Source organism: Streptomyces sp. NPDC051207, assembly GCF_040682395.1.
In the GTDB taxonomy this organism is placed as follows: Bacteria; Actinomycetota; Actinomycetes; order Streptomycetales; family Streptomycetaceae; genus Streptomyces.
This window is the reverse complement of record NZ_JBFBAX010000023.1, coordinates 57314-82659: the sequence shown is the minus strand read 5'-3', so window position 1 is coordinate 82659 and position 25346 is coordinate 57314. Positions and strand designations below refer to the sequence as shown.

The 25346-nt window shown below is 73.6% G+C and carries 23 protein-coding genes; 16 read left to right on the top strand and 7 right to left on the bottom strand.

Annotation, left to right across the window (positions count from 1 at the left end; all coding sequences use genetic code 11):
• Positions 1–46 precede the first annotated feature (46 nt).
• Positions 47–1549: a cytochrome P450 gene (locus AB0M97_RS22085; protein ID WP_365962645.1), complete on the top strand. Its 1503-nt coding sequence runs from the start codon at positions 47–49 to the stop codon at positions 1547–1549.
• On the opposite strand, the gene AB0M97_RS22080 is transcribed toward AB0M97_RS22085, so the two are convergent.
• From AB0M97_RS22080 to AB0M97_RS22070, 3 genes are all read right to left on the bottom strand, one after another.
• Entirely contained in the window at positions 1543–2586 is a 1044-nt protein-coding gene (locus AB0M97_RS22080; RefSeq protein ID WP_365962644.1) for an RluA family pseudouridine synthase, read from the bottom strand. The two genes, AB0M97_RS22085 and AB0M97_RS22080, sit on opposite strands and share 7 nt — an antisense overlap.
• A gap of 216 nt (positions 2587–2802) precedes the next feature.
• Positions 2803–3648, bottom strand: a complete 846-nt coding sequence (locus tag AB0M97_RS22075) for a siderophore-interacting protein (RefSeq protein WP_365962643.1) — start codon at positions 3646–3648, stop codon at positions 2803–2805.
• 127 nt (positions 3649–3775) lie between these two features.
• Positions 3776–4705, bottom strand: a complete 930-nt coding sequence (locus AB0M97_RS22070; protein WP_365962685.1) for a 5'-3' exonuclease — start codon at positions 4703–4705, stop codon at positions 3776–3778.
• Between the two features lie 215 nt (positions 4706–4920).
• On the opposite strand from AB0M97_RS22070, the gene AB0M97_RS22065 reads away from it, so the two are divergent.
• The 5 genes from AB0M97_RS22065 to AB0M97_RS22045 all read left to right on the top strand — a co-directional run bounded on the left by AB0M97_RS22065 (position 4921) and on the right by AB0M97_RS22045 (position 11506).
• The gene (locus AB0M97_RS22065; RefSeq protein ID WP_365962642.1) at positions 4921–6012 is read left to right on the top strand and encodes a glycine betaine/L-proline ABC transporter ATP-binding protein; all 1092 of its coding nucleotides are present in this window, start codon (positions 4921–4923) and stop codon (positions 6010–6012) included.
• On the top strand, positions 6005–8617 hold the full coding sequence (locus AB0M97_RS22060; RefSeq protein ID WP_365962641.1) for an ABC transporter permease/substrate binding protein: 2613 nt from the start codon (positions 6005–6007) through the stop codon (positions 8615–8617). The genes AB0M97_RS22065 and AB0M97_RS22060 overlap by 8 nt, the downstream gene beginning before the upstream one ends.
• 449 nt (positions 8618–9066) lie before the next feature.
• Entirely contained in the window at positions 9067–9636 is a 570-nt protein-coding gene (locus AB0M97_RS22055; protein WP_365962640.1) for an XRE family transcriptional regulator, read from the top strand.
• Complete coding sequence (locus tag AB0M97_RS22050) at positions 9633–10352, top strand: helical backbone metal receptor (protein ID WP_365962639.1); 720 nt, start codon at positions 9633–9635, stop codon at positions 10350–10352. The genes AB0M97_RS22055 and AB0M97_RS22050 overlap by 4 nt, the downstream gene beginning before the upstream one ends.
• Before the next feature lie 200 nt (positions 10353–10552).
• Complete coding sequence (locus AB0M97_RS22045) at positions 10553–11506, top strand: LysR family transcriptional regulator (RefSeq protein ID WP_365962638.1); 954 nt, start codon at positions 10553–10555, stop codon at positions 11504–11506.
• Positions 11507–11555: 49 nt separating this feature from the next.
• On the opposite strand, the gene AB0M97_RS22040 is transcribed toward AB0M97_RS22045, so the two are convergent.
• A complete protein-coding gene (locus tag AB0M97_RS22040; RefSeq protein ID WP_365962637.1) occupies positions 11556–12251 on the bottom strand; it encodes a gamma-glutamyl-gamma-aminobutyrate hydrolase family protein in 696 nt (231 codons plus the stop codon).
• Between the two features lie 52 nt (positions 12252–12303).
• Entirely contained in the window at positions 12304–13035 is a 732-nt protein-coding gene (locus AB0M97_RS22035; RefSeq protein WP_365962636.1) for an FCD domain-containing protein, read from the bottom strand.
• An 86-nt stretch (positions 13036–13121) separates the two neighbouring features.
• Between AB0M97_RS22035 and AB0M97_RS22030 the strand changes: the two genes are divergently transcribed.
• Genes AB0M97_RS22030 through AB0M97_RS22015 form a run of 4 tightly spaced genes read left to right on the top strand, consistent with a single transcriptional unit; the run spans position 13122 to position 17613 of the window.
• Positions 13122–14486, top strand: coding sequence for a glutamine synthetase family protein (locus AB0M97_RS22030; RefSeq protein ID WP_365962635.1), 1365 nt, complete (start codon positions 13122–13124; stop codon positions 14484–14486).
• Positions 14487–14494: 8 nt separating this feature from the next.
• Entirely contained in the window at positions 14495–15877 is a 1383-nt protein-coding gene (locus tag AB0M97_RS22025; RefSeq protein WP_365962634.1) for an aldehyde dehydrogenase family protein, read from the top strand.
• On the top strand, positions 15874–16665 hold the full coding sequence (locus AB0M97_RS22020; protein WP_365962633.1) for a 3-oxoacyl-ACP reductase: 792 nt from the start codon (positions 15874–15876) through the stop codon (positions 16663–16665). The genes AB0M97_RS22025 and AB0M97_RS22020 overlap by 4 nt, the downstream gene beginning before the upstream one ends.
• Before the next feature lie 27 nt (positions 16666–16692).
• Positions 16693–17613, top strand: coding sequence for a DUF2510 domain-containing protein (locus tag AB0M97_RS22015; protein ID WP_365962684.1), 921 nt, complete (start codon positions 16693–16695; stop codon positions 17611–17613).
• Between the two features lie 15 nt (positions 17614–17628).
• Here AB0M97_RS22015 and AB0M97_RS22010 read toward each other — a convergent pair whose 3' ends face one another.
• Positions 17629–18831: an amino acid deaminase/aldolase gene (locus AB0M97_RS22010; RefSeq protein WP_365962632.1), complete on the bottom strand. Its 1203-nt coding sequence runs from the start codon at positions 18829–18831 to the stop codon at positions 17629–17631.
• 1351 nt (positions 18832–20182) lie between these two features.
• Here AB0M97_RS22010 and AB0M97_RS22005 point away from each other — a divergent pair.
• Genes AB0M97_RS22005 through AB0M97_RS21995 form a run of 3 tightly spaced genes read left to right on the top strand, consistent with a single transcriptional unit; the run spans position 20183 to position 23059 of the window.
• Positions 20183–21094 (top strand): hypothetical protein, encoded by a 912-nt coding sequence (locus AB0M97_RS22005; protein ID WP_365962630.1) that lies wholly within the window; start codon positions 20183–20185, stop codon positions 21092–21094.
• Positions 21091–22284 (top strand): type VII secretion-associated serine protease mycosin, encoded by a 1194-nt coding sequence (mycP, locus tag AB0M97_RS22000; protein ID WP_365962629.1) that lies wholly within the window; start codon positions 21091–21093, stop codon positions 22282–22284. Before AB0M97_RS22005 ends, mycP begins: the two co-directional genes overlap by 4 nt.
• Positions 22285–22327: 43 nt before the next feature.
• Complete coding sequence (locus tag AB0M97_RS21995) at positions 22328–23059, top strand: SseB family protein (protein ID WP_365962628.1); 732 nt, start codon at positions 22328–22330, stop codon at positions 23057–23059.
• Between the two features lie 12 nt (positions 23060–23071).
• Here the strand turns inward: AB0M97_RS21995 and AB0M97_RS21990 are convergent, their stop codons facing one another.
• On the bottom strand, positions 23072–23428 hold the full coding sequence (locus AB0M97_RS21990; protein ID WP_365962627.1) for a DUF1844 domain-containing protein: 357 nt from the start codon (positions 23426–23428) through the stop codon (positions 23072–23074).
• Between the two features lie 386 nt (positions 23429–23814).
• On the opposite strand from AB0M97_RS21990, the gene infC reads away from it, so the two are divergent.
• From infC to rplT, 3 genes are all read left to right on the top strand, one after another.
• Entirely contained in the window at positions 23815–24453 is a 639-nt protein-coding gene (gene infC, locus AB0M97_RS21985; RefSeq protein ID WP_365962683.1) for a translation initiation factor IF-3, read from the top strand.
• Positions 24454–24563: 110 nt separating this feature from the next.
• Entirely contained in the window at positions 24564–24758 is a 195-nt protein-coding gene (gene rpmI, locus AB0M97_RS21980; RefSeq protein ID WP_007829094.1) for a 50S ribosomal protein L35, read from the top strand.
• A gap of 95 nt (positions 24759–24853) precedes the next feature.
• A complete protein-coding gene (gene rplT, locus AB0M97_RS21975) occupies positions 24854–25237 on the top strand; it encodes a 50S ribosomal protein L20 (RefSeq protein ID WP_030381833.1) in 384 nt (127 codons plus the stop codon).
• Positions 25238–25346 lie beyond the last annotated feature (109 nt).

Genomic DNA, 25346 nt, shown 5'->3' with positions numbered 1-25346 from the left:
CGCCCGCCTCCCCCTGCCCTGTCCTTTCAGCCCCGGAGCGACCACTGTGACGCCTGAATCGCACGTCCCGACCTCGACGGGCGACGCCCGGCCCGTCCCGCCCCCCGGCTGCCCCGCGCACGGCCTCGGAGCCGGCGGGCTGCACCGGCTGCACGAGGTGGACGACCTGGAGGAGCTGTACGAGGAGCTCCGGGCCGAACACGGCCCCGTGGCGCCCGTGCTGCTCCACGACGACATCCCGATGTGGGTGGTCCTCGGCCACACCGAGAACCTCCACATGGTGCGCACCCCGTCCCTGTTCTGCCGGGACAGCCGCATCTGGACCCCGCTCAAGGAGGGGAAGGTCAAGCCCGACCACCCCCTCATGCCGCACATCGCCTGGCAGCCGATCTGCTCGCACGCCGAGGGCGACGAGCACAAGCGGCTGCGCGGCGCGGTCACCGGCGCCATGTCGACCATCGACTACCGCAGCCTGCGCCGGCACATCAACCGCCACACCCAGGCACTCGTCAACCGGTTCTGCGAACAGGGCCGCGCCGACCTCGTCGGGCAGTTCGCCGAGCACCTGCCGATGGGCGTGCTGTGCGAGATCCTCGGCATGCCCGAGGAGTTCAACGACCGGATGGTGGAGGCCGCCCGCGACACCCTCAAGGGCACCGAGACGTCCATGGCCAGCCACGCCTACGTCATGGAGGCCCTGGCCCGGCTCACCGCGCGGCGCCGCGCGCAGCCCGACGAGGACTTCGCCAGCCACCTCGTCAACCACCCGGCCCGGCTCACCGACGACGAGGTGCGCGAGCACCTGCGCGTGGTCCTGCTCGCCGCCTACGAGGCGACCGCCAACCTCATCGGCAACGTCCTGCGCGTGGTGCTCACCGACCCCGGATTCCGGGCCCGGCTCAGCGGCGGCCAGATGACCGTGCCGGAGGCGGTCGAGCAGTCCCTGTGGGACGAGCCGCCGTTCAGCACGGTCTTCGCCTACTTCGCCAAGCAGGACCTGGAGCTGGGCGGGCAGCACATCCGGGCCGGCGACGGGCTGCTGTTCGGCATCGCGCCCGGCAACGTCGATCCCCGGGTGCGGCCCGACCTGGCGGCCAACATGCAGGGCAACCGGTCCCACCTGGCCTTCGGCGGCGGCCCGCACGAGTGTCCCGGACAGGACATCGGCCGCGCCATCGCCGACACCGGCGTCGACGCGCTGCTGCTGCGGCTGCCCGACGTCCAACTCGACTGCCCCGAGGACGAGTTGGCCTGGCGGTCCTCGATCGCCTCGCGTCACCTGGTGGAGCTGCCGGTGTGCTTCGAGCCCAAGGAGCAGCAGGCCGTGACGGACACGCCGGGCACGACACCACCGCAGCGGCGGCCCGACTGGTTCATCGGCACCGAACCGCCGCGCTCCGAGCCCGCGCCGCGGCCGCCCCTGCCGCCCGAGCCCTCGTCCGCCCCTGCCGCCGCGCCGCAGCTGCCCCTGCCGCCGCAGCCGCCGTCCGCGCCGGCCCGCCCGCCGGGTGCCTGGCAGCGTTTCCTGCGCTGGTGGCGCGGCTACTGACGGCGCGGCTGCCGACCGGCCGCCCAGCCGTCGTACGACGCCCAGGCCGCGAGCACCCGCGCGCTGCGGAACCGGTGCGCCGCACCCGTCACCGGATCGGTGAACTCCAGCGCCCGCGCCAGCAATTGCAGCGGGCGGCGGAAGTCGCCGGCCGGTACGGGGCCGGTCACCACGGGATACAGCGGGTCGCCGAGGATCGGCACGCCCAGCGCGGTCATGTGCACCCGAAGCTGGTGCGTCTGGCCGGTGCCGGGCAGCAGCCGGTACCGGCCCAGGCCGTGCGCCGCGCCGTCCGGTGGCACACGGTCCGGTGCAGCGCCGTCCGGTGCAGCGCCGTCCCGTGCGAGCCCGTGCGCCGCCCGGTGCTCCAGCAGCTCGATCCGGCTGACCGCGTTCGGCTCGCCCCCGACCTCGCGGGCGGTGAGTTCGCCGCGTTCCTTCACGATCCGGCTGCGTACCGTGCGGGGCAGGACGAGCCCGGCATCGTACGGGGCGACGGCCTCGTACTCCTTGGTGACCCGGCGGTCGCGGAACAGTGTCTGGTAGGCGCCGCGCTCCTCGGGCCGCACGGTGAACAGCACCAGCCCGGCGGTGAGCCGGTCCAGCCGGTGCGCGGCGGTCAGCGTCGGGATGCCCAGCTCCCGGCGCAGCCGTGCGAGCGCGGTCTCGGCGACATGGCCGCCGCGCGGGGTGGTGGCGAGGAAGTGCGGCTTGTCGGCGACGATGATGTGTTCGTCGCGGTACACCACGTCCAGCGGGTACGGCACCGGCACCTCGGAGGGCAGCTCCCGGTGGAACCACACGAACGTGCCCGGCTCGTACGGGGTGTCCGGCGCCACCGGGTGCCCGTCCGCGCCGACGATCAGGCCCTCCTCGAACATGCCGTCGACCACGCCGGGGCCCGCCGTCGCGAGCCGCTCGGCCAGATGGTCCCGCACCGTGGCCCACGGTCCTCCGGCCGGCAACCGCACCCGCACCGGATCGACCCCGTCGCGCTGGGGGAGAGGGGCGGGCGGAATCGGTCGGCGGCGTCTCATCGGGGGTCAGGGTATGCGGAGCCGGGAGCCGGGAGCCGGGAGCCGGGGGTCGGGAGCCGGGGGCCGGTGACCCGGCCGGGCCGCGGGGCAGTGCCTCACGGTGCCCTCCCCGCGCCTGCGGGGCCGGTTCGAGGCTGGGACGGTGCGTGCCCGGGGCGGGAGTGCCCTCCCGCGCCTGCGGGGCCGGTGACTTCGCCAAGGGGCCGGGTCAGTGCCTCACGCCGCCGACCCCGCGCCCTCCTGCTCCGCCTCGATGCGCGCGTTCCACTCCCGCTTGGAGGCCTGCCAGCCGTCCTCGTTGTGGCCGAGCCGCCAGTAGCCGGAGATCGACAGGTCCTCGCGGGGGACGCCGCGCTCGACGCGCAGCAGGCGGCGCAGCTGCTTCACGCAGTGCGCCTCGCCGTGCACGAAGGCGTGCACCCGGCCCGCCGGGAAGTCCAGCCCCCGCACGGCCTCCACCAGCGCCTCGCCGACCGGCCGGTCGCCGCGGTGCAGCCAGACGACGTCCACGTCGGAGTCGATCTTCTGCTCCTCCTCGGGGCCGGTGACCTCGATGAAGGCGTGTGCCCGCGCGCCGTGCGGCAGGGCCTCCAGGGAGCGGGCGATCGCGGGCAGCGCGCTCTCGTCACCGGCGAGAAGATGCCAGTCGGCGGTCGGATCGGGGGCGTAGGCGCCGCCGGGGCCCAGGAAACGGACGATCTCGCCCGGCTGGACGCGCATCGCCCACGGGCCGGCGAGTCCCTCGTCGCCGTGGAGGACGAAGTCGAGCGTCAGCTCCCGGTGCTCGGGGTCCCAGTGGCGCACCGTGTAGGTGCGGGTGACCGGCCACTGCTCGCGGGGGAACTCCTCGCGCACGCGCTCCGGATCGAACGGCTCCGGATACGTCGCGCCCCCGGCCGGGAACAGCAGCTTCACGTAGTGGTCGGTGCACGTGTCGGCCGAGAACCCGGCGAGACCGTCGCCGCCGAGCACCACGCGCTGCATGTGGGGGGTCAGCCGCTCGGTGCGGACGACCTGCGCGGCGTAGAGCTTGCGCGGCTTGCGGTCCGGTCGGTCTGCCATGAGGGATCTCCCTGGTCCGTGCTTAGGGTTACCTAAGTTAGCACTTCCCTCCCGCGAGTACCCCTCTCATGAACATCTTGAGCACGCGTCCGTCACAAACATCGCGGGTCGCGTGCCGCCCGTGCCGTCACGCCCCGAGCGTCGTCAGCAGCCGTTGCAGCGAGCCGCCCAGGCCCCAGCGGGCCGCCAGCGCCTCCAGCGCCGCCGGGTCGCGCGGCGCGACCGGCACGGCCGTGTCGACCTCGGGCAGCGGGACGTCGTCCGCGACCTTCACCACCTTCGGCGCGACCGCCAGATACGGCCGTGCCTCGTCCAGCCGCCTGCGCTGCGCCGGGGTCAGCTTCGACCGCGGGTCGTCGACGGCGGCCAGGATCCCGGCGAGGTCACCGAACTCGGCCAGCAGCTTCGCGGCCGTCTTCTCGCCGACGCCCGGCACGCCCGGCAGCCCGTCGCTCGGGTCGCCGCGCAGCGTCGCCAGGTCCGCGTACCCCCGTCCGTCCACTCCGTACTTCTCGCGCAGCCACGGCTCGTCGGTCAGCTGGAGCGTGCCGACACCCTTGAGCGGGTACAGCACGCGGACCCCGCGCCCGTCGTCCACCAGCTGGTACAGGTCGCGGTCGCCGGTGACGATGTCGACCGGGCCCGTGGCGCGGGCGGTGAACGTGCCGATCACGTCGTCCGCCTCGTACCCCGCGACGCCCACCCGGGCGATGCCCAGCGCGTCGAGCACGGCCTCGATGACGGGCACCTGCGGCGACAGGGTGTCCGGGACCTCTTCCTCGTCGGGACCCGCCGCGTGCTCCTCGGCGACCCGGTGCGCCTTGTACGACGGGATGAGCTCGACCCGCCACTGCGGCCGCCAGTCGGCGTCCATGCAGGCCACCAGCCGGTCGGGCCGGTGGTCCTTGACCAGGCGGTCGATGAACTCGAGCAGCCCGCGCACGGCGTTCACCGGCGTGCCGTCCGGGGCCCGGACCGACTCCGGGACCCCGAAGTAGGCGCGGAAGTAGAGCGAGGCGGTGTCGAGGAGCATCAGTCGTCCGGTCACGTCTCGCATCATGCCGCACACCACTGACAACCACGCACCGTGACCGTCCGGCCGCCGAATGCCAACGTTGTAAACACTCTGTGAAGTCCGGCCGCCCGTGCGTTTGTGTTCGAGGGCCGGGGGCAGGGGCGGCCTCGGAGCGATGCGGGTTGCGCGTTCAACTGTCACAGATGTCCGCGCCCCGGTCGCTCCGTTCCCATTGCCGTCGAGACGAGAAGGTAAGCGTGTCAGCGAGGCTAGAGGCCGAGCACCTGTACAAGGTGTTCGGCAGACGACCGGACGAGTCGGTCAGACGGCTCCAGCAGGGGGCGGACCGGGAGGAGCTGCGGGCGAACGGCACCACGGCCGCCGTGATCGACGCCTCCTTCACCGTCGAGCCGGGTGAGATCTTCGTCGTCATGGGGCTGTCCGGTTCGGGCAAGTCCACCCTGCTGCGCATGCTCAACGGCCTGCTCGAACCGACCGCGGGTCACGTCCGCTTCGACGGCCAGGACCTGACCGCGCTCGGCGACCGCGACCTGCGCGAGGTCCGCTCCAGGAAGATCAGCATGGTCTTCCAGCACTTCGCGCTCTTCCCGCACCGCAGTGTGCGCGAGAACGCCGCCTACGGTCTGGAAGTGCAGGGCGTGCCCCGCGCCGAGCGCGCACGGCGCGCCGACGAGGCGCTCGCCCTGTGTGGCCTGGCCGGCTGGGAGGAGTCCTGGCCCGACGAGCTGTCCGGCGGCATGCAGCAGCGCGTCGGCCTCGCCCGCGCGCTCGCCACCGACGTCGACCTGCTGCTGATGGACGAGTCCTTCAGCGCCCTGGACCCGCTGATCCGCCGCGACATGCAGGACCAGCTCCTGGAGCTCCAGCGCACCCTGAAGAAGACCATCGTCTTCATCACCCACGACCTCAACGAGGCCATGCGCCTGGGCGACCGCGTCGCCGTCATGCGCGACGGCCGCATCGTGCAGGTCGGCACCGCTCAGGACATCCTGCTGCGCCCCGCCGACGACTACGTCGCCTCCTTCACGCAGGACGTCGACCGCTCCCGCGTGCTGACCGCCGAGTCCGTCATGGACCGCGACGTCAGCGGCCACGAGGCCGACTGCGACTGCGAGACCGCGACGCCCGAGACGCCGTTCACCGACCTCTGCGCGCTCAGCGCCCGGCTGGCCCACCCGGTCGCCGTGCTCGGCGAGCGCCGCGAGGTCGTCGGGGTCGTCCCCCGGCAGCGGCTGGTCGGCTTCCTCGGCGACGAGCAGACGGCGCCGCCCGCGCCCTGCGCCTCCCGGAGCGGCAACGACGGGGAGAAGGTGACCGCCCATGCCTAGGATCCCCTTCGGCGACTGGGTCAACAGCTCCGTCGACTGGCTGCTCGACAACGTGGCGTGGCTGTTCGACTTCCTCAAGACGGTCTTCCTCGGCGCCTACGACGGCATCGACGCCGTCCTCCAGGCCCCCGAGCCGCTGCTGCTGGCCGGCATCTTCGCCGTGATCGCCTTCTGGCTGCGCGGCGCCGTCGCCGGTGTGCTCTCCTTCGCCGGGTTCGCGTTCATCGACTCCCTCGGCCTGTGGGAGAACGCGATGATGACCCTCTCGCTGGTCCTCGTCGCCACGATCATCGCGCTCGTGATCTCGGTGCCCGTCGGCATCTGGGCGGCCCGCTCGGAGCGCGTCAGCGGCGTGGTCCGGCCGGTGCTGGACTTCATGCAGACGCTGCCCGCGATGATCTACCTCATCCCGGCGATCCTCTTCTTCGGCAGCGGCGCTCCCGCGGGCATCGTCGCCACCCTGATCTTCGCGCTGGCCCCCGGCGTCCGCATGACCGAGCTGGGCATCCGGCAGGTCGACAAGGAGCTGGTCGAGGCCGCCGAGGCGTTCGGCACCACCCCGCGCAACATCCTGCTGCGCGTCCAGCTGCCGCTCGCCCTGCCCACCGTCATGGCGGGCGTCAACCAGGTCATCATGCTCGGCCTGTCCATGGCCGCCATCGCCGGCATGGTCGGCGCCGACGGCCTCGGCGGCGACGTCAACGAGGCCATCGGCCAGCTCAACGTCGGCCTCGGCTCCGAGGCCGGTGTCGCGATCGTGATCCTGGCGATCTACCTCGACCGCATGACCAGCGCCCTCGGCACCCAGGTGTCGCCGCTCGGCCGCCGTGCCGCGGCCCGGGCGCGCGCGGCCCAGGGCATGAAGATCTGGTCGTACCGGCCGCGTCCGGCCGTCGCCGTGATCGGCGTCGTGGTGCTCGCGCTCGTGGCGGGCGGCATGGGCGTCTTCGGCGCGGACAAGGGCACCGCCACCGCAGCGAGCGGTGACGTCGGCCAGGACAAGAGGATCAGCATCGGCTACATCCCCTGGGACGAGGGCGTCGCCTCCACCTTCCTGTGGAAGGAGATCCTGGAGCGGCGCGGCTACCAGGTGGAGACCAAGCAGCTGGAGGCCGGCCCGCTCTACACCTCGCTGGCGAGCGGTGACATCGACTTCCAGACCGACGCCTGGCTGCCCACCACCCACGAGCAGTACTGGAAGAAGTACGGCAAGCGGCTCGACGACCTCGGCGCCTGGTACGACGAGACCTCCCTGGAGCTGACCGTCCCCGCGTACATGGAGGACATCGACTCCCTCGCGGACCTCAAGGGCAAGGCCGGGCGGTTCGGCGGGAAGATCACCGGCATCGAGCCGAGCGCCGGCATGATGGGCCTGCTGAAGAGCAAGGTCCTCAAGGAGTACGGCCTCGACAGGGAATACCGGGTCGTGGACAGCTCCACCCCGGCCATGCTCGCGCAGCTCAAGCGCGCCTACGCCAAGAAGCAGCCGATCGTCGTCACCCTGTGGTCCCCGCACTGGGCCTACAGCGACTACGACCTGAAGAAGCTCGAGGACCCCAAGGGCAGCTGGGGCAAGGGCGACGGTGTGCACACCCTGTCCCGCAAGGGCTTCGCGGCCGAGAACCCGGTCGTCGGCACATGGCTGAAGAACTTCCGGATGACCGAGAAGGAACTCACCGGCCTGGAAGCCGAGATCAACAAGGCAGGCAAGGGCAGGCAGCAGCAGGCGGTCAAGGCATGGCTGAAGAAGAACCCGGGCGTGGTCGAGAAGCTCGCCCCGGTGAAGGACGCCGCCGGCAGCACGCCCGCCGAGGCGAAGCGGCCCGTCGACGTGGCCTGGTTCCCCTGGGACGAGGACATCGCCATCACCTATCTGTGGAAGAACGTCCTGGAGCGGCGCGGCTACCGGCTGAACCTGAAGCAGATGGACGTCGGCCCGGTCTACACCGGCCTGGCCTCCGGCGACATCGACCTCAACTTCGACGCCTGGCTGCCGTACGCCCAGAAGAACTACTGGGACCAGCACAAGGACAAGCTCAACGACCTCGGCACCTGGTACGAGCCGACGTCGCTGGAGCTGGCCGTCCCGTCGTACGTGAAGGACGTCAAGTCCCTCGCGGACCTCAAGGGCAAGGCCGACCGCTTCGACGGCAAGATCATCGGCATCGAGCCGGGCACCGGCGAGATGAACCTGCTCAAGAAGGACGTCCTGCCGGGCTACGGCCTCGACGAGGAGTACAAGGTCGTCGACGGCTCCACCCCGGCGATGCTCGCGGAGCTCAAGCGCGCCTACGCCAAGAAGGAGCCCGTCGTCGTCGTGCTCTGGTCGCCGCACTGGGCGTACAGCGAGTACGAGCTGACCAAGCTGAAGGACGAGAAGAAGCTCTTCGGCGAGGGCAACACGATCCGCACCATCTCCAGCGAGAAGTTCCCGGAGCAGTATCCGCAGCTCACCAAGTGGATCAAGGGCTTCCGGATGACCGAGGACGAGCTGGGCACGCTGGAGGCCGAGATCAACGAGCGCGGTCAGGGCCACGAGGAGGAGGCCGTCGCCGCGTGGCTCGAGGAGCACCCGGACATGGTCGGGCGGATGACTCCGCAGTGATCCACGCTTCCGGTCCTGATACCGGGCGTGCCGGGTGACCTGACGGGACCCGGCGCGTCCCCCGCGAGGGGCGGGCCCCGCCGCGAGCCGTGCGGCGGGGCCCGCCCCTTCGGCATACCGGGCGCCCTTTCCGATACCGGCGGGCCGCCCCGGCGCCTGCGGTAGGGATTCGGCCAAACACGTACCGCCACCGCCACGCGATCCGGGACGGGAAATCTCCGCCAGGACGGGAACTCGGACGAGCGACCGTGCATTGACCCGACGGAACGTCCCGTCGTTCCATTGGCGCGAACCATGAGGTCGCAACCCCCACGGGGTGACAGGCATGTGACGGGCGCATGAATCGGTTTGCCGAACATGCGTAGGGTGCAGGGAAGCCGGCACCACGGGCGCGCCGGCGACGGCGCGGCCGGCCGGCCGGACGACGAGCGAAGGAGGGAGCCGGAGCGATGGGCGACCACAAAGAACAGCCCTTGCGGGTGGGCGCGGCCGTACGGCGGCGACGCAGGGCCCTGGAGCTCACGCTCGCCGTCGTGGCCGAACGCAGTGGCCTGTCCGTGCCGTTCCTCAGCCAGATCGAGAACGAGCGGGCGCGGCCCAGCACCAGCTCCCTGGAGAAGCTCGCCGACGCGCTGCGCACCACCGCCGTGGAACTCCTCGCGGCGGCCGACCCGGCGTGCAGCGTGGACGTCGTGCGCGCCGAGGCGGCCGAGCCCTTCCCGGAGCCCCGGGTGCGGTCCCTGGTGCGCGGACACCACCAGATGCACGCCTCGGAGTTCACCGGCGACCACGACGCGGGCCGTGAATTCCAGTACCGCAACGACCAGTTGATGTACGTGGCGGACGGCGCCGTGGAGATCGAGGCCGAGGGCCGCGCCTACCGCCTCGGCCGCGGCGACACCCTCTACCTCACGGGCGGGGTGCGGCACCGCTGGCGGGCCACGGTCTCCGACACGCGGCTGCTGGTCGTCGCGGTCGCCGAACACATCGAGGCGGTCCGGGACAGGCCCCCGCAGTGAGGGTCGTCTCGCTGGTGCCGTCCCTGACGGAGGCGGTGGCCGTGACGCTGCCCGGCGCCCTCGTCGGCGCCACGGACTGGTGCACGCACCCGGCCGGCCTCGACGTCGTACGCATCGGCGGCACCAAGAACCCGAAGACCGAGCGGATCCTCTCCCTCGCCCCCGACCTGGTGATCGCCAACGAGGAGGAGAACCGCGCCCCCGACCTCGACGCCCTGCGGGCGGCCGGTGTCGACGTGCTGGTGACCGAGGTGCGCAGCGTGCCGCAGGCCTTCGGCGAGCTGGAGCGGGTGCTGCGGGCGTGCGGGGCGGGCAGCCGCCCCCGGTGGCTGGACGAGGCCGAGGAGACCTGGGCGGCGCTGCCGCAGCCGGGGCGCCGTACAACCGCCGTGGTGCCCGTGTGGCGCCGCCCGTGGATGGTGCTCGGCCGGGACACCTTCGCCGGCGACGTGCTGGCCCGCCTCGGCGTCGACCACGTGTACGCGGCCCACGCCGAGCGCTATCCGCGCGTGTCCCGGGACGACCTGCTCGCCGCGGGCCCGGACCTCGTCGTGCTCCCCGACGAGCCCTACCGCTTCACCGCCGACGACGGACCCGAGGCCTTCCCCGGGCTGCCCTGCGCGCTGGTCAGTGGCCGCCACCTCACCTGGTACGGCCCGTCGCTGGCCGAGGCGCCCCGGGTGCTGGGGCGGGCCCTGCGAGCGGCGCGCCGCTGACCACACCGCGCGCCGTGCCCACGGCGGCGGCGCCCATGACGGCGGCGTACCGGTTCGGCCCGAGCTGACGGACGGCGGCACGCGGGGACGCGCGGTGGCACGGGGGAGGAGCTGGGCGGCGGTGACCATGACGTCCACCGTCGTGCCCGTTCTCCGCCGCGACCAGGGAGCATCCCTCTGGTGCAACATAAGCTGGGCTTATGAGCAGTGGTGACAGCACGAGGTCGACGGACGGGCACGACGCATCCCGGCAGACCGCCGGGGGGCCGCTGGCGCACCGGGTGCCGGACCTCGGAGCGCTGGAACTGCTGCTGGCGGTCGCGCGGCTCGGCAGCCTCGGCGGTGCCGCCCGGGAACTCGGCATCACCCAGCCCGCCGCCAGCAGCCGCATCCGGTCGATGGAACGGCAGCTCGGTGTGGCCCTCGTGGACCGCTCGCCGCGCGGCTCCCGGCTCACCGACGCGGGCGCCCTCGTCACCGACTGGGCGCGGCGGATCGTGGAGGCCGCCGAGGCGTTCGACGCCGGGGCGCAGGCGCTGCGGGACCGGCGCGACTCCCGGCTGCGGGTGGCGGCGAGCATGACGATCGCCGAGTACCTGCTGCCGGGCTGGCTGCTCGCGCTGCGCGCCCAGCGCCCGGACACGGCGGTGTCGCTGCTCGCCGGCAACTCGGCGGCGGTCGCCGAGCGGCTGCTGTCCGACGAGGCCGACCTGGGCTTCGTGGAGGGCCTGTCGGTCCCGGCCGGCCTGGACTCGGCCGTCATTGCCCACGACCGGCTGATCGTCGTCGCGGCGCCCGGCCATCCCTGGGCCCGCCGCCGCAGGCCGCTGGCCGCGCAGGAGCTGGCGGCGACCCCGCTGATCCTGCGCGAGAAGGGCTCCGGAACCCGTCAGGTCCTGGACGCGGCCCTGGGCGGCCTGGCCCGCCCGCTGATCGAACTGTCCTCCACGACGGCCGTGAAGGCCGCGGTGGTCGGCGGTGCGGGCCCGGCGGTCCTCAGCGAACTGGCCGTGGGGGAGGAGCTGTCGATGCGCCGCCTGGTCCCCGTCCCGGTCGAGGGCATCGCCCTGACGAGGGACCTCCGTGCGGTCTGGCCAACGGGTCACCGCCCGACGGGCCCGGCCCGGGAGCTGTTGTCGCTCACGCGCGCGTGACGGGGGGCGCCCGTCCCGCGGGTACCACGGCATCCGCCGGGGACGGTTCCTACGACCCGCCGGCCGCCCGCACCAGCCCTCGCATCACCCGCAGGTCGTCCCCCATCTCGGGATGCCACTGCACCCCGAGCGTCCACCCCGCCGCCGACGGCAGTTCCACCGCCTCCACCGTCCCGTCCGCCGCCCGCGCCGACACCACGAGCCCCTCCCCGAGGCGGTCCACCGACTGATGGTGGTACGTCGGGACGACCGTCTCCTCCGGGACCAGCGAGGCGTACCGCGTCCCGGGCACCGGCGCGACCGGATGCCCGCCGAACATCCCCACCACCTCCGCGTGCCCTTCCAGGTGCTGCACGAGCGTGCCGCCGAGGGCGACGTTCAGCAACTGCATGCCCCGGCAGATCCCCAGCAGCGGCACCCCCGCCCCCAGCGCCGCCCCGATCAGCGCCAGTTCCCACGCGTCCCGCTCCACGGCGGGCGGTCCCGTACGCGCGTCCCGCGGCGCCCCGTACCGCGCCGGGTCGACATCCGGACCGCCGGCGATCACCACCCCGTCGAGCCGCGCCACCGCCGCCGCGGCGTGTTCGGGCGCGTCCGGGGGCAGCATCACGGCCAGGCCCCCCGCCCGCTGCACCAGCCGCGGATACCCGGCGGGCAGCAGCGCCGCCTCCAGCTCCCACACGCCCCAGCGCGCCCCGGCCTCCAGATACGTGCTGACGCCGATCAGCGGACGCCGTCCGGTCACCTCGACCCCTCCCCGCAATGGTGTGAACCCTTACCTTTACCCTCCGACCGGCTCAGGTGAGAAACCCGCGCAGCAGCGCCGCCGTCCCCGCGCAGTGCTCCCGCATCATCTCCCGCGCCCCGTCCGCGTCACCGTCCAGTACCGCCTCGACCAGCGCCGTGTGCTGCCGCTGCGAGTGCTCCAGGTTGCGCACCAGCAGCGGAATGCAGTCCAGCAGGTCGTTCAGCGTCGCCCGGACCGCCGCGTACTGCGCCGCCAGCGACGGCGACCCGCACAGCTCCGCGAGCGTCAGGTGCAGCATCGTGTCCAGGCGCCGGTACTCGGCGAGCGGCGCGTCGTGCGTGCGGTCCAGCGCCTCCCGCAGCCGGGCCGCGCCCTCGCCGCCCAGGCCGTGCGCCGCGCACAGCCCGGCCGCCCCCACCTCCAGCACCTCCCGGAACCGCAGCACGTCCTCGACGTCCGTGCCGGCCACCCGCCGCCGCAGCGCGTCCTGGCCGCCGGGGCCGTCGGCGCGCGGCAGCACGAACGTTCCGCCGTACCGCCCGCGCCGCGACTCGACCAGCCCCTGGTCCTGGAGCACCTTCAGGACCTCCCGCAGCGTCACCCGGCTGATCCCCAGCCGCTCCGCCAGTTCCCGCTCCGCCGGCAGCCGCCCGCCCTGCGGCACCAGCCCCAGCCGCACCACCTGGAGGATCTGCTCCAGCGCCTCCTCGAAGCCGTTGCCCGCCCGCACCGGCCGCAGCACCGGCGCTAGGCGGTCCCCACCGCCGGGTTCCTCCCGCATACGGCCGTGCCCCCTTCCCAAGCAAAGGTCCTCGGCAATACCTTATGGCTCACGGCGGAACGCAGAAGCCCCAAGGAGGCTCTCCCGTGGCAGACCGCACAGCCCCGCTCGGCATCGAGGAACTGCACGCCCTCGTCGCGGGCGGTGACATCGACACGGTCGTGCTCGCGTTCCCCGACATGCAGGGGCGGCTCCAGGGGAAGCGGTTCGCCGCCCGCTTCTTCCTGGACGAGGTCCTCCACCACGGCACCGAGGGCTGCAACTACCTCCTCGCCGTCGACGCCGACATGAACACCGTCGACGGCTACGCGATGTCCTCCTGGGACCGCGGCTACGGCGACTTCGCCATGCACCCCGACCTCACGACCCTGCGCCGCGTCCCCTGGAACGAGGGCACGGCGATGCTCGTCGCCGACCTCGCCTGGCACGACGGCTCCCCGGTCGCCGCGGCGCCCCGACAGATCCTGCGCCGCCAGCTCGACCGCCTCGCCGCCCACGGCTGGACCGCCCAGGTCGGCACCGAGCTGGAGTTCATCGTCTTCAAGGACACCTACGAACAGGCCTGGGACGCCGGCTACCGGGGCCTGACCCCCGCGAACCAGTACAACGTCGACTACTCCGTCCTCGGCACCGGCCGCATCGAGCCCCTGCTGCGCCGCATCCGCAACGAGATGACCGCCGCCGGCCTGACCGTCGAGTCCGCCAAGGGCGAGTGCAACCCCGGCCAGCACGAGATCGCCTTCCGCTACGACGAGGCCCTCGTCACCTGTGACCAGCACTCCGTCTACAAGACCGGCGCCAAGGAGATCGCCGCCCAGGAGGGCGTGTCGATCACCTTCATGGCCAAGTACAACGAGCGCGAGGGCAACTCCTGCCACATCCACCTCTCGCTCGCCGACGCCGACGGCACCAACGTCATGGCCGCGGGCCCCGGCGGTGACATGTCCGACGTCATGCGGCACTTCCTCGCCGGGCAGCTCGCCGCACTGCGCGACTTCTCCCTGCTGTACGCCCCCAACATCAACTCCTACAAGCGGTTCCAGCCGGGCTCCTTCGCGCCCACCGCCGTCGCCTGGGGCCACGACAACCGCACCTGCGCCCTGCGGGTGGTCGGCCACGGCCGCTCCCTGCGCTTCGAGAACCGGCTGCCCGGCGGCGACGTCAACCCCTACCTCGCCGTCGCCGGCATGATCGCGGCCGGGCTGCACGGCATCGAGCAGCGGCTCGAACTGCCCGACCCCTGCCCCGGCAACGCCTACGCCGCCGGCCTCGCGCACGTCCCGACCACCCTGCGCGAGGCCGCCGGACTCTGGGAGAACAGCCCCCTCGCCAAGGCGGCCTTCGGCGACGAGGTCGTCGCCCACTACCGCAACATGGCGCGCGTCGAACTCGACGCCTTCGACGCCGCGGTCACCGACTGGGAACTGCGCCGCTCCTTCGAACGCATGTGAGGCCCCGCTTGTCCGAACACCCCCACGAACTCACGGTCCTCAACCCCGCGACCGAGGAGGTCGTCGCCACCGTCCCGGCCGCCTCCGCCGCCGACGTCGACGCCGCGGTCGTACGCGCCGCACGGGCGCAGACCGCCTGGGCCGCCCTGGCACCCGGCGACCGCGCCCGCCTGCTGCGCCGCTTCGCCACCGCCGTGGACGCGCACCTGGAGGAGCTGGCCCGGCTGGAGGTCCTGGAGGCGGGCCACCTGATCGGCAACGCCCGCTGGGAGGCCGGCAACGTCCGTGACCTGCTCGACTACGCGGCCGGGGGAGTGGAGCGGCTCACCGGCCGCCAGATCCCCGTCGCGGGCGGACTGGACGTCACGATCCTCGAACCGCTCGGCGTCGTCGGCGTCATCGCCCCCTGGAACTTCCCCATGCCGATCGCGGCCTGGGGCACCGCCCCCGCGCTCGCCGCGGGCAACGCGGTCCTGCTCAAACCCGCCGAGACCACACCCCTGACTGCCCTGCGCCTGGCCGCACTCGCCCTGGAGGCGGGCCTGCCCGAAGGGCTGTTCCAGGTGCTCCCCGGCCACGGCCCCGTCACGGGCACCGCCCTCGTCGAGCACCCCGGCGTCGCCAAGATCGTGTTCACCGGGTCGACGGCCGTCGGCAAACAGGTCCTGGCCAAGGGCTCGGCCCTGCTCAAGCGCGTCACCCTGGAACTCGGCGGCAAGAGCCCCAACATCGTCTTCGCCGACGCCGACCTGGAGGCCGCCGCTGCCGCCGCCCCCATGGCCTTCCTCGACAACTCCGGCCAGGACTGCTGCGCCCGCACCCGCATCCTCGTCCAGCACGACGTCCACGACCGCTTCCTCGAACTCCTCGCCCCCGCCGTCGAGTCCGTCGTCGTCGGCGACCCGGCCGACGACAGCACCGCGATGGGCCCGCTGATCTCCCGCACCCAGCTGGAGCGCGTCCGCTCCTACGTCGACCCGGACGCCGACGGCATCCGCGGCAAGGCCCCCGAGGGCCCCGGCTTCTGGTTCCCGCCCACCGTCCTCACCGGCGTCGACCCCCACGCGCGCGTGGCCGTCGAGGAGGTCTTCGGCCCGGTCGCCGTCGTGCTGCCCTTCGAGGACGAGGCGGAGGCCGTCGCCCTGGCCAACGCCACCGAGTACGGCCTGTCTGGCTCCATCTGGACCCGCGACGTGGGCCGCGCCCTGCGCGTCTGCCAGGCCGTCCGCGCGGGCAACCTGTCCGTCAACTCCCACTCCAGCGTCCGCTACTGGACCCCGTTCGGCGGTTTCAAGCAGTCCGGCATCGGCCGCGAGCTGGGCCCGGACGCCCTGGCCGCCTTCACCGAGACCAAGAACGTCTTCATCAGCACGGAGGGCCCCGCACAGTGACCGCATCGCCTGACGAGAACATCTGCCGCCGCCTGGTCGGCCGTACCGCCGTCGTCACCGGAGCCGGCAGCGGCATCGGACTCGCCACCGCGCGCCGGCTCGCCTCCGAGGGCGCGCACGTCGTCTGCGGCGACGTCGACGAGACCCGCGGCAAGGCGGCGGCCGAGGAGACCGGCGGCATCTTCGTCAACGTCGACGTCACCGACCCGGAGCAGGTCGAGGCGCTGTTCCGGACGGCGTACGACACCTACGGCAGCGTCGACGTCGCCTTCAACAACGCCGGGATCTCCCCGCCCGACGACGACTCCATCCTGGAGACCGGACTGGACGCCTGGAAGCGCGTCCAGGAGGTCAACCTCACCTCCGTCTACCTGTGCTGCAAGGCCGCCATCCCCTACATGCGGCGCCAGGGCAAGGGCTCCATCATCAACACGGCGTCCTTCGTGGCGAAGATGGGCGCGGCCACCTCGCAGATCTCGTACACCGCGTCCAAGGGCGGCGTGCTCGCCCTGTCCCGTGAACTGGGCGTGCAGTTCGCCCGCGAGGGCATCCGCGTCAACGCCCTGTGCCCCGGCCCGGTCAACACCCCGCTCCTTCAGGAGCTGTTCGCCAAGGACCCGGAGCGCGCCGAGCGCCGCCTGGTGCACATCCCGCTCGGCCGGTTCGCCGAGGCGGAGGAGATCGCCGCCGCCGTCGCCTTCCTCGCCAGCGACGACTCGTCCTTCGTGAACGCCACCGACTTCCTGGTGGACGGCGGGATCTCGGGGGCGTACGTCACGCCGCTGTAGGGCCCGTCCTAGAGTGCCGGGATGAGCATGACACCGCCGCCCGGCTGGTACCGCGACCCGTCCGGCCCGCACCTGGAACGCTGGTGGGACGGCACGGCCTGGACCGCGCACCGGCGCGCACCGGAGGCGGCGGCACCCCCCGTGCCGCCGCCGGGCTCCCCGTCCGCCGCCGCCGGCGGCAAGCGGGCCGGGGCCGTCGCCCTCACCACCGCCGGGGCCGTCCTCGTCGCCGCGATCGTCACCGGCACGGTCCTGCTCGGCAAGGACGACGGCGCCCCCGGGACGCGGAACCTGCCGCAGCCCGCCCCGACCGCGTCCGGCGCCACGCCGACGGCCGCCCCGCCCCCAGCGTCCCCCTCGAAGCCGTCCGCCGAGGACCCGTCCCGCGTCGTGGACGAACTCAACGGCATCACCCTGCCCCTCCTCGACGGCTGGATCCGGCCCGAGCACGTCGCCCAGGACGACGTCGTCATGACCAGGGACGGCACCTACGACTGCCCCGGCGACGGCGGCCTGTGCCGGCACGGCCTCGTCATCTCCCGCACGGTCACCGCGAACGACGAGCGGTCGCCCGAGGCGCTGGCCCGCGAGGACATCCCCGACGCGGCCGACGACGCCTACGACCGTGACCTCCTCGGCAACCGGCCCTTCGGCGGCATCGAGTCCCACGAGCAGGTCGCGGCGGGCCCCGTCGCGGTCGCGGGACGCGCCGGGTACTTCGTGCGCTGGCGGGTGAGGACCGCCAAGGGCCCCGGCGGCCATGTGCAGTCGCTGGTGTTCCCCTCGACCGTCGGCACCGAGTCGCCCATTGTCGTCCGGTACGTCTTCGACGCGGGCGAGGACGGCCCGCCGCTCGCCGACATGGACCGCATCACCGAAGGCATCCGCCCGGTCGGCGACGCGTCCACCGGAGGCGGCGTCGGCAGCAGCATCGGTCCCACCGGCTGAACGGGCGCGCGGCGGCTACAGGAACGCGTGCCCCTCGCCCCGGTACGTCGGCACCGACGCCGTCACCGCGTCCCCCGCCACCAGATGCAGCGTGCCGAACCGCTCGCACAGCTCGCCCGCCTTCGCGTGCCGGAACCACACCTTGTCCCCGACGAGGAGATCGTCGGCGGGCGAGCCCACCAGCGGCGTCTGCACCTCGCCCGCGCCCTCCTGCGGGTCGTACCGCAGCCCCTCCGGCAGATACGGCACCGGCAGCCGGTCCGGGCCGGGCGCGCCGGACGCCGGATAGCCGCCGCCGAGCACCGTCACCACGCCGACGCCCGGACGCCGCACCACCGGCTGCGCGAACAGGGCGGCCGGACGGCCCGTGAACGACGTGTAGTGGTCGAACAGCCGCGGCACGTACAGCCCCGACCCGGCCGCGATCTCCGTCACCGCGTCCTCCGCGGCCGTGTGCTGCACACTCCCGGTGCCGCCGCCGTTGACGAACTCCAGGTCCGGCACCACGGCCCGCACCGCCCGCACCGCCGCCGCGCGCCGCTCGGCCAGCTCCCGGCGGGCCGCGGCCTGCATCAGCCGCACGGCCCGCGACCGCAGCGGACGCCCGGCCACCGCGTCCCCGACCCCGGCGACATGACCCTCGTACGCCATGATCCCGACGACCCGGAAACCCGGCCGGCGGGTCACCGCGCGGGCCAGGTCGGCGAGTTGTGCCGGGGAGTGCAGCGGGGAGCGCAGCGCGCCGACCCGCACCCGCCCGCCGAACATCCTCAGCGAGGTGTCCAACTCCAGGCACACCCGCACCACTTCGCGTCCGCCGTCGCGCGAGGCGTCGATGAGGTCGAGCTGCGCCGGGTCGTCCACCAGCACGGTCACGGCGGCGGCCGGCTTGGGGTCCCCGGCCAGTTCCGCGAAACCGGCGCGGTCGGCGGACGGGTAGGCGAGCAGCACGTCCTCGAAACCGGAGCGCGCCAGCCACAGCGACTCGGCCAGCGTGAACGACATGATCCCCGCGAAACCGTCCCGGGCCAGGACCCGTTCGAGCAGCGCACGGCAGCGCACGGACTTGCTGGCGACCCGGACCGGCTTCCCACCGGCCCGGCGGACCAGGTCGTCGGCGTTGGCGTCGAACGCGTCCAGGTCCACGATCGCGAGAGGAGCGTCGAGATGGGCGGTGGCCCGGTCGTACCGAGCCCGGTCGGCGGCGCGTGCGGTCATGGGCGCAGCCTGCCAGACGGAATTACCGGAGGGGAGGGGGACGTTCCCGGGCAGATGCCCCGGCGGCGCGGACTGGTTCCCGCTCCGGCACCGACACGCCGTAGAGTGACGCGCACGCACGCGGAACCCCACCCGCCGCCACAGCGCCGGATGCGGCCACGCGCGCGCGGGTGTGCGTGCCCCGGGGGATCCCGCCCGGGGTGTGCGTGCCTGACGGAATTCCGCGCGTGGGTATACCTGCCCTGGGAATTCCAGCCCGCCGGAACAAGACTGCCCTGGGGCGGAAGGCGGGTCCGCGTACGGGACAAGCCCCGGGCATGGGACAAGATCCGGGGACCGGACAAGGCCCGGGGAACGGGACAAGCCCGAGGACGGGGACGGCAGGACCCGGGGACGAGGAAACGGGGGGCGGATGAGCACGGAAGCGCGGCGCGCCTCCACCCCTTCGACGCCCGAGACCCCGGCCCCCGAGACCCGGGAACCGGCACAGCCCCGCCCACAGGAGCGGGACACGCACCCGACGGGCAACGACTCGCCGCACGAGCCGTCGCCTTCGCGCCGCGAGGCACCGCGCGACAGCACCGCACCGGGGACCGACAGCCCTCGCTCCCCGAGCTTCCGTTCGCCTGCCACGGGCAACCCCCCGCCCCCGCCGAAGGCATCGGCCCGCTTCCCCGACACGCCACCGGCCGCCGGCGAGGACACCAGCGTCCCTGGGCCCGCCCAGACCCCGGCCCCGTTCCACCCACCGGCACCGACGCACCCCCCGGCATCCCCGGACCACCCCACGGAACCGACGAGCCGAACCACCATGCCCCCACGCCCGTCGGCGCCCGCGCCGCGCTTCACGGAGGCGGCGAGCGGGACCGCCGTACCTCCACGCCCGTCGGCGCCCGCGCCGCGCTTCACGGAGCCGGTGAGCCGAACCACCATGCCTCCACGCCCGTCGGCGCCCGCGCCGCGCCCCGCGGAGGCGGCGAGCCGGACCACCATGCCTCCACGCCCGTCGGGCCTGCCGTCCGCGCCCGCGCCGCGCCCCGCGTCCCCGGTGCCCTTCGCCGAGGGGACTGGCCAGGCCGCCGTACCGCCCCGCCCGGCCAGTCGTCCGCCGAGGTCCGCCGCTTCAGCGCCCCTCGGTGAAGGGCCGGGGCAGGCCCCCGTGCCGCCCCGCCCTGTCGGCCGCCCGTCGGCGCCCGCGCCGCGCCCCTCGGCGCCCCTCACCGAAGGCCCGGGCCGGCGCCCGGTGCCGCCCCGCCCCCTCCGCCGCCCGTCCCCGCCCGCGCAGCCGACCGCCGGGCCCGGCGGGGACTTCCGGGCGCCCTCGGGGCCGTCCGGCGGGCGGCCGGGTGACATGTCCTATGGCGAGGCCCGTCCTCCGGGCTCCACCGGGGCGGTCACGCCGCCCGACCCCTCCCTCGCCTGGAGCGCGCCCACCGCCGCGCGCCCCGTCGTGTCGTTCGGGGTGCCCGAGGGGTACGACGAGCAGGCCCGGCCCCGGCCGCTCGGCGCCCCGCGGCGGTCGCGGACCGCTGCCGCCGCCGTGTGCCTCGTGCTCGGGCTCGGCCTCATCGGCGGTGCCGTCACCGGCAGCTGGCTCGTCGGCGAGCCCGGCGGGGGCGGCGCGCGCGAGGCGTACGAGGCCGCCGGCGGCCTGTGGCACAGCGTCCCCGTCGACCAGCTCTTCCCGCCCACCGTGAACGGCCGCGGCGCCGGACCCGGCGGAGCCGACCGCACCTGGACCCGGATCGCCGTCGCCCCCGACAGCGGCTGCCAGGGCGCCTTCGACCCGCTGCTGCGCAAGGCCCTGGACCCCGCCGGCTGCCGGCGCCTGCTGCGCGCCACCTACACGGACGCCACCCAGAGCCACGTCACCACCGTCGGCCTGCTGTTCACCGACGCCGACGCCGCCGCCATGACCAGCCTCGCCGCCCGCTTCCGCAAGGACGGCCTCGACCGCCGCACCGACCTGATGCCGCTGCCGTACGCCGCGCCGGACACCCCCGCCGCACGCTTCGGCGCCGAGCAGCGCGCCTCCTGGGAGATCTCCGTCCTCACCGACGCCCCCGTCGTCGTCTTCGCCGTCTCCGGCTGGGCCGACGGCCGTACCGTCGACGAACCGCTGCCCGCCGAGGAGGCCATGAAGACCGGCACCACCGCGGCCCCCGCCCAGGCCGGCCTCGGCCACGAGGCGCGCGGCCTCGCCGACCGCGTCGAGCGGAGCCTGCGCAAAACCGCCGGCCGGGCCACGGAGCAGCCCTCATGACCCGTCCGTTCCCCCGCCGGGCCAGGCTGCTCGGCCCGCTCCTCGCCGTCGCCCTCGCCGTCGTACCGGCCACCACCGCCCACGCCGACGGCATCCGCGCCCAGCAGTGGGGCCTGGACGCCATGCACACCGAGCAGGCCTGGCGCACCACCAAGGGCGAGGGCGTCACCGTCGCCGTCCTCGACACCGGCGTCGACGCCGACCACCCCGACCTCCGGGGCAACGTCCTCACCGGCAAGGACATGGTCGGCTTCGGCGCCGAGCGCGGCGATCGCGCCTGGGCCCGGCACGGCACCGCCATGGCCGGCATCGTCGCGGGCCACGGACACGGCAGCGGCGGCACCGAGGGCGTCATGGGCATCGCGCCCGAGGCCAAGATCCTCCCTGTCCGCGTGATCCTGGAGGACGGCGACCCGTCCCGCGCCAGGGCCCGCAAGACCCGCGGCAACGCCCTCGCCGAGGGCATCCGCTGGGCCGCCGACCACGGCGCCGACGTCATCAACCTCTCCCTCGGCGACGACTCCGCCTCCGCGCACCCCGAACCCGCCGAGGACGAGGCCATCCAGTACGCCCTGCGCAAGGGCGTGGTCGTCGTCGCCTCCGCCGGAAACGGCGGCGAGAAGGGCGACCGCGTCTCCTACCCGGCCGCCTACCCGGGCGTGATCGCCGTGACCGCCGTGGACCGCTACGGCACCCGCGCCTCCTTCTCCACCCGCCGCTGGTACGCCACGGTCAGCGCGCCCGGCGTCGACGTCGTCATCGCCGACCCCGACCGCAAGTACTACGAGGGCTGGGGCACGAGCGCCGCCGCCGCGTTCGTCTCCGGCGCCGCGGCCCTGGTGACGTCGGCCCACCCCGAGCTGACCCCGGCGCAGGTCAAGGACCTCCTGGAGGACACCGCGCGCAACGCCCCCGCCGGGGGCCGCGACGACTCACGCGGCTTCGGCTTCGTCGACCCGGCCGCCGCCATCGAGGCCGCCGGCCGGCTCCAGCCGAAGGGGCTGCGCGCGGCGGCGTACGGCGAGAAGTACTTCGGCCCCGGCCCGGACACCGCCGCCTCGGCCGAGGACACCGCCGGCTGGGCGGCCCCGCTTGCGGGCGGCGCCGGCGGCGTGCTGCTGGTCATGGCGGTGGTGATGTGGCGCGCCCGCCGCACCCCGTCCGCCTGGCCGCCGCCCGACGGCCGGTAGCCCCGTACGGCGCCTGCCGGTGCCCCCGATAGGGTCGGTGACCGTGGCGAACAAGAACATCCCCGACCCGGGCTTCTCCGACGACGACGGCTCCGCCGACCCCCGGCTGGGCGCGGCGCTCGCCCGCTGGGCCGACGACCGCACCGCCGTCGCGCCGGTCCTGGAGGCACTCAAGGACGCCCGGCTGCTCGTCCCGGTCGTCGCCGTGCTCGGTGAGGCCGAGGAGGACGAGCGGGGGCTGCGGCGGGAGAAGACCAGCGACATGGCCGTCCCCACCCTGAAGGCGGCCGGCCGCACCGCCCTCCCGGCCTTCACGTCCACCGACTCGCTGGCCCGCTGGGACCCGGCGGCCCGCCCCGTCGCCGTACCCCTGCACCAGGCGCTCCGAGCTGCCGCACACGAGAAGGCGGACACTGTCGTGCTGGACGTGGCCGGTCCGGTGCCGTTCGAGCTGACCGGCCCCGCGCTGCTGGCGCTGGCGGAGGGCCGCACGACCACCGATCCGCTCGCCGACCCCGCCGTCCTGGCCGCCGTCCGCACCGCCGTCGCCGCCGAGCCCGCCGTGCTGCGCGCCCACCTCGGGCCCGGACAGGCCGACGGCACCCTCGCCCTCGTCCTGGACGCCGCCGCACCGCCCGCCGAGACCGCTCGCGCCGTCGCCGAGCGCCTCGCCGCCGACGAAACGCTGCGGGCCCGCCTGGTGCGCGGCCTCGACCTGGCACTGATGCCGGCCGGGGCGACGCCACCGGGCGAGCCCCTGTACGTCCGCGGCTGAATCAGCCGGACGTCACCCGAAGACCGGGCCCGTGTACTTCTCGCCCGGGCCCTGACCCGGCTCGTCCGGGACGAGCGACGCCTCGCGGAACGCCAGCTGCAGCGACTTCAGGCCGTCCCGCAGCGGCGCCGCGTGGAAGGAGCTGATCTCGGTCGTGCTCGCGTCCAGCAGACCGGCCAGCGCGTGCACCAGCTTGCGGGCCTCGTCCAGGTCCTTGTGGGTGTCGCCCTCCTCGGTCAGTCCGAGCTTCACGGCGGCGGCGCTCATCAGGTTGACGGCGACCGTGACGATCACCTCGACCGCCGGGACCTCGGCGATGTCGCGGGTCATGGCGTCGAAGTCGGGCGTCTCAGGAGGGGTCTCACTCATGCCGCACACGATAGGCGTACGGCGACGCCCCGGCGCATGCAGTCTCGGTTAGCCCTTGCCCCGGCGAGCTGCTAACCTTGAGTAAGGACCGGTCGGACACGTACGCCCATGGCGGCGGGCCCGGCCCACAAGTGGAGGCTTTCGAACTCCCACCTGACCGTCCCCCTGGGACGGCGGGTCACCGGTCAGGCGGCCCCGCCCCTCCGTGGCGGCGGTCGACCCGAAAGTGCGCCCCGCGTTCGTCGCGGCGGTGCTCCGGTAGTTCGAGGAGCCCCGCCTGTGATCGTCCGGGGCATTTTTGTTGCCCCGGCGCGGTTGGGACTGTCACATACAGACGTTACGCGGCTGTCCGCCAGACCGTCGCGTGGTGCTACCGAGGAGGATCCATCAGCGCCGAGCCCCGCATCAACGACCGGATTCGCGTTCCCGAGGTGCGACTTGTCGGTCCCAGTGGCGAGCAGGTGGGCATCGTCCCCCTGGCCAAGGCACTGGAGCTTGCGCAGGAGTACGACCTGGACCTGGTCGAGGTCGCGGCGAACGCCCGTCCGCCCGTGTGCAAGCTCATGGACTACGGGAAGTTCAAGTACGAGTCGGCCATGAAGGCCCGTGAGGCGCGCAAGAACCAGGCGCACACGGTCATCAAGGAGATGAAGCTCCGGCCGAAGATCGACCCGCACGACTACGACACCAAGAAGGGTCACGTCGTCCGGTTCCTCAAGCAGGGCGACAAGGTCAAGATCACGATCATGTTCCGTGGACGTGAGCAGTCCCGGCCCGAGCTGGGCTACCGACTGCTGCAGCGTCTCGCGGAGGACGTCCAGGACCTCGGATTCGTGGAGTCGAACCCGAAGCAGGACGGCCGAAACATGATCATGGTTCTCGGTCCGCACAAGAAGAAGACCGAGGCGATGGCCGAGGCCCGCCAGGCGCAGGAGGCCCGCAAGGCGGATGCGAAGGCCAACCCCGGCCGCTCGCAGAACGCCGCGGAAGCCGACGCGCCGGCCGACGAGCCCGCCGAGGCGTGACCCCGGGGACGCCAGTCCCAGGGAAGCAGTAACCGATACAAGCGACGCTCCACCGTGCCCGGTTTCACGACCGGGCACCGGAGCGCCACCGACGAGGAGAGAACGGCGCCATGCCGAAGAACAAGTCGCACAGCGGTGCCAGCAAGCGCTTCAAGGTCACCGGCTCCGGCAAGGTGCTCCGTGAGCGTGCCGGCAAGCGCCACCTGCTCGAGCACAAGTCGTCCCGTCTGACGCGGCGCCTCACCGGCAACGCCGAGATGGCCCCGGGCGACGCCAAGAAGATCAAGAAGCTTCTCGGCAAGTGACGCTGCGGCGCCCGAGCGCCGTTCGTCTGGACCGGGACCCAATCGATTTCGGGCCGCGTGAGGACCACCGCGGCCCCGCTACAAGGAGTTAACAAGTGGCACGCGTCAAGCGGGCAGTCAACGCCCACAAGAAGCGCCGGGCAATCCTCGAGCAGGCCTCCGGCTACCGCGGTCAGCGCTCGCGCCTGTACCGCAAGGCCAAGGAGCAGGTCACCCACTCGCTGGTCTACAACTACAACGACCGCAAGAAGCGCAAGGGCGACTTCCGTCAGCTGTGGATCCAGCGCATCAACGCCGCTGCCCGCGCCAACGGCATGACCTACAACCGCTTCATCCAGGGTCTGAAGGCCGCCAACGTCGAGGTCGACCGCAAGATCCTCGCCGAGCTCGCCGTGAACGACGCCAACGCGTTCGCCGCGCTCGTCGAGGTCGCGCAGAAGGCCCTGCCGAGCGACGTCAACGCGCCCAAGGCCGCGTGACGCTGCGCCGGCACTGAGCCGACGTGCCTGAACGGACCCGTGGGGATGACCCGCGGGTCCGTTGTGTTGTCTGAGTACCGGTTGGTTCGGCACCGCCGAACACCGCCGT

Excerpts from the sequence above, each read along its gene's own strand:
- AB0M97_RS22080 (WP_365962644.1), bottom strand. The coding sequence starts at position 2,586 with ATGAGACGCCGCCGACCGATTCCGCCCGCCCCTCTCCCCCAGCGCGAC.
- AB0M97_RS22075 (WP_365962643.1), bottom strand. The coding sequence starts at position 3,648 with ATGGCAGACCGACCGGACCGCAAGCCGCGCAAGCTCTACGCCGCGCAG.
- AB0M97_RS22070 (WP_365962685.1), bottom strand. The coding sequence starts at position 4,705 with ATGCGAGACGTGACCGGACGACTGATGCTCCTCGACACCGCCTCGCTC.
- AB0M97_RS22060 (WP_365962641.1), top strand. The coding sequence starts at position 6,005 with ATGCCTAGGATCCCCTTCGGCGACTGGGTCAACAGCTCCGTCGACTGG.
- AB0M97_RS22055 (WP_365962640.1), top strand. The coding sequence starts at position 9,067 with ATGGGCGACCACAAAGAACAGCCCTTGCGGGTGGGCGCGGCCGTACGG.
- AB0M97_RS22045 (WP_365962638.1), top strand. The coding sequence starts at position 10,553 with ATGAGCAGTGGTGACAGCACGAGGTCGACGGACGGGCACGACGCATCC.
- AB0M97_RS22035 (WP_365962636.1), bottom strand. The coding sequence starts at position 13,035 with ATGCGGGAGGAACCCGGCGGTGGGGACCGCCTAGCGCCGGTGCTGCGG.
- AB0M97_RS22015 (WP_365962684.1), top strand. The coding sequence starts at position 16,693 with ATGACACCGCCGCCCGGCTGGTACCGCGACCCGTCCGGCCCGCACCTG.
- AB0M97_RS22010 (WP_365962632.1), bottom strand. The coding sequence starts at position 18,831 with ATGACCGCACGCGCCGCCGACCGGGCTCGGTACGACCGGGCCACCGCC.
- AB0M97_RS22005 (WP_365962630.1), top strand. The coding sequence starts at position 20,183 with ATGTCCTATGGCGAGGCCCGTCCTCCGGGCTCCACCGGGGCGGTCACG.
- mycP (WP_365962629.1), top strand. The coding sequence starts at position 21,091 with ATGACCCGTCCGTTCCCCCGCCGGGCCAGGCTGCTCGGCCCGCTCCTC.
- AB0M97_RS21990 (WP_365962627.1), bottom strand. The coding sequence starts at position 23,428 with ATGAGTGAGACCCCTCCTGAGACGCCCGACTTCGACGCCATGACCCGC.
- rpmI (WP_007829094.1), top strand. The coding sequence starts at position 24,564 with ATGCCGAAGAACAAGTCGCACAGCGGTGCCAGCAAGCGCTTCAAGGTC.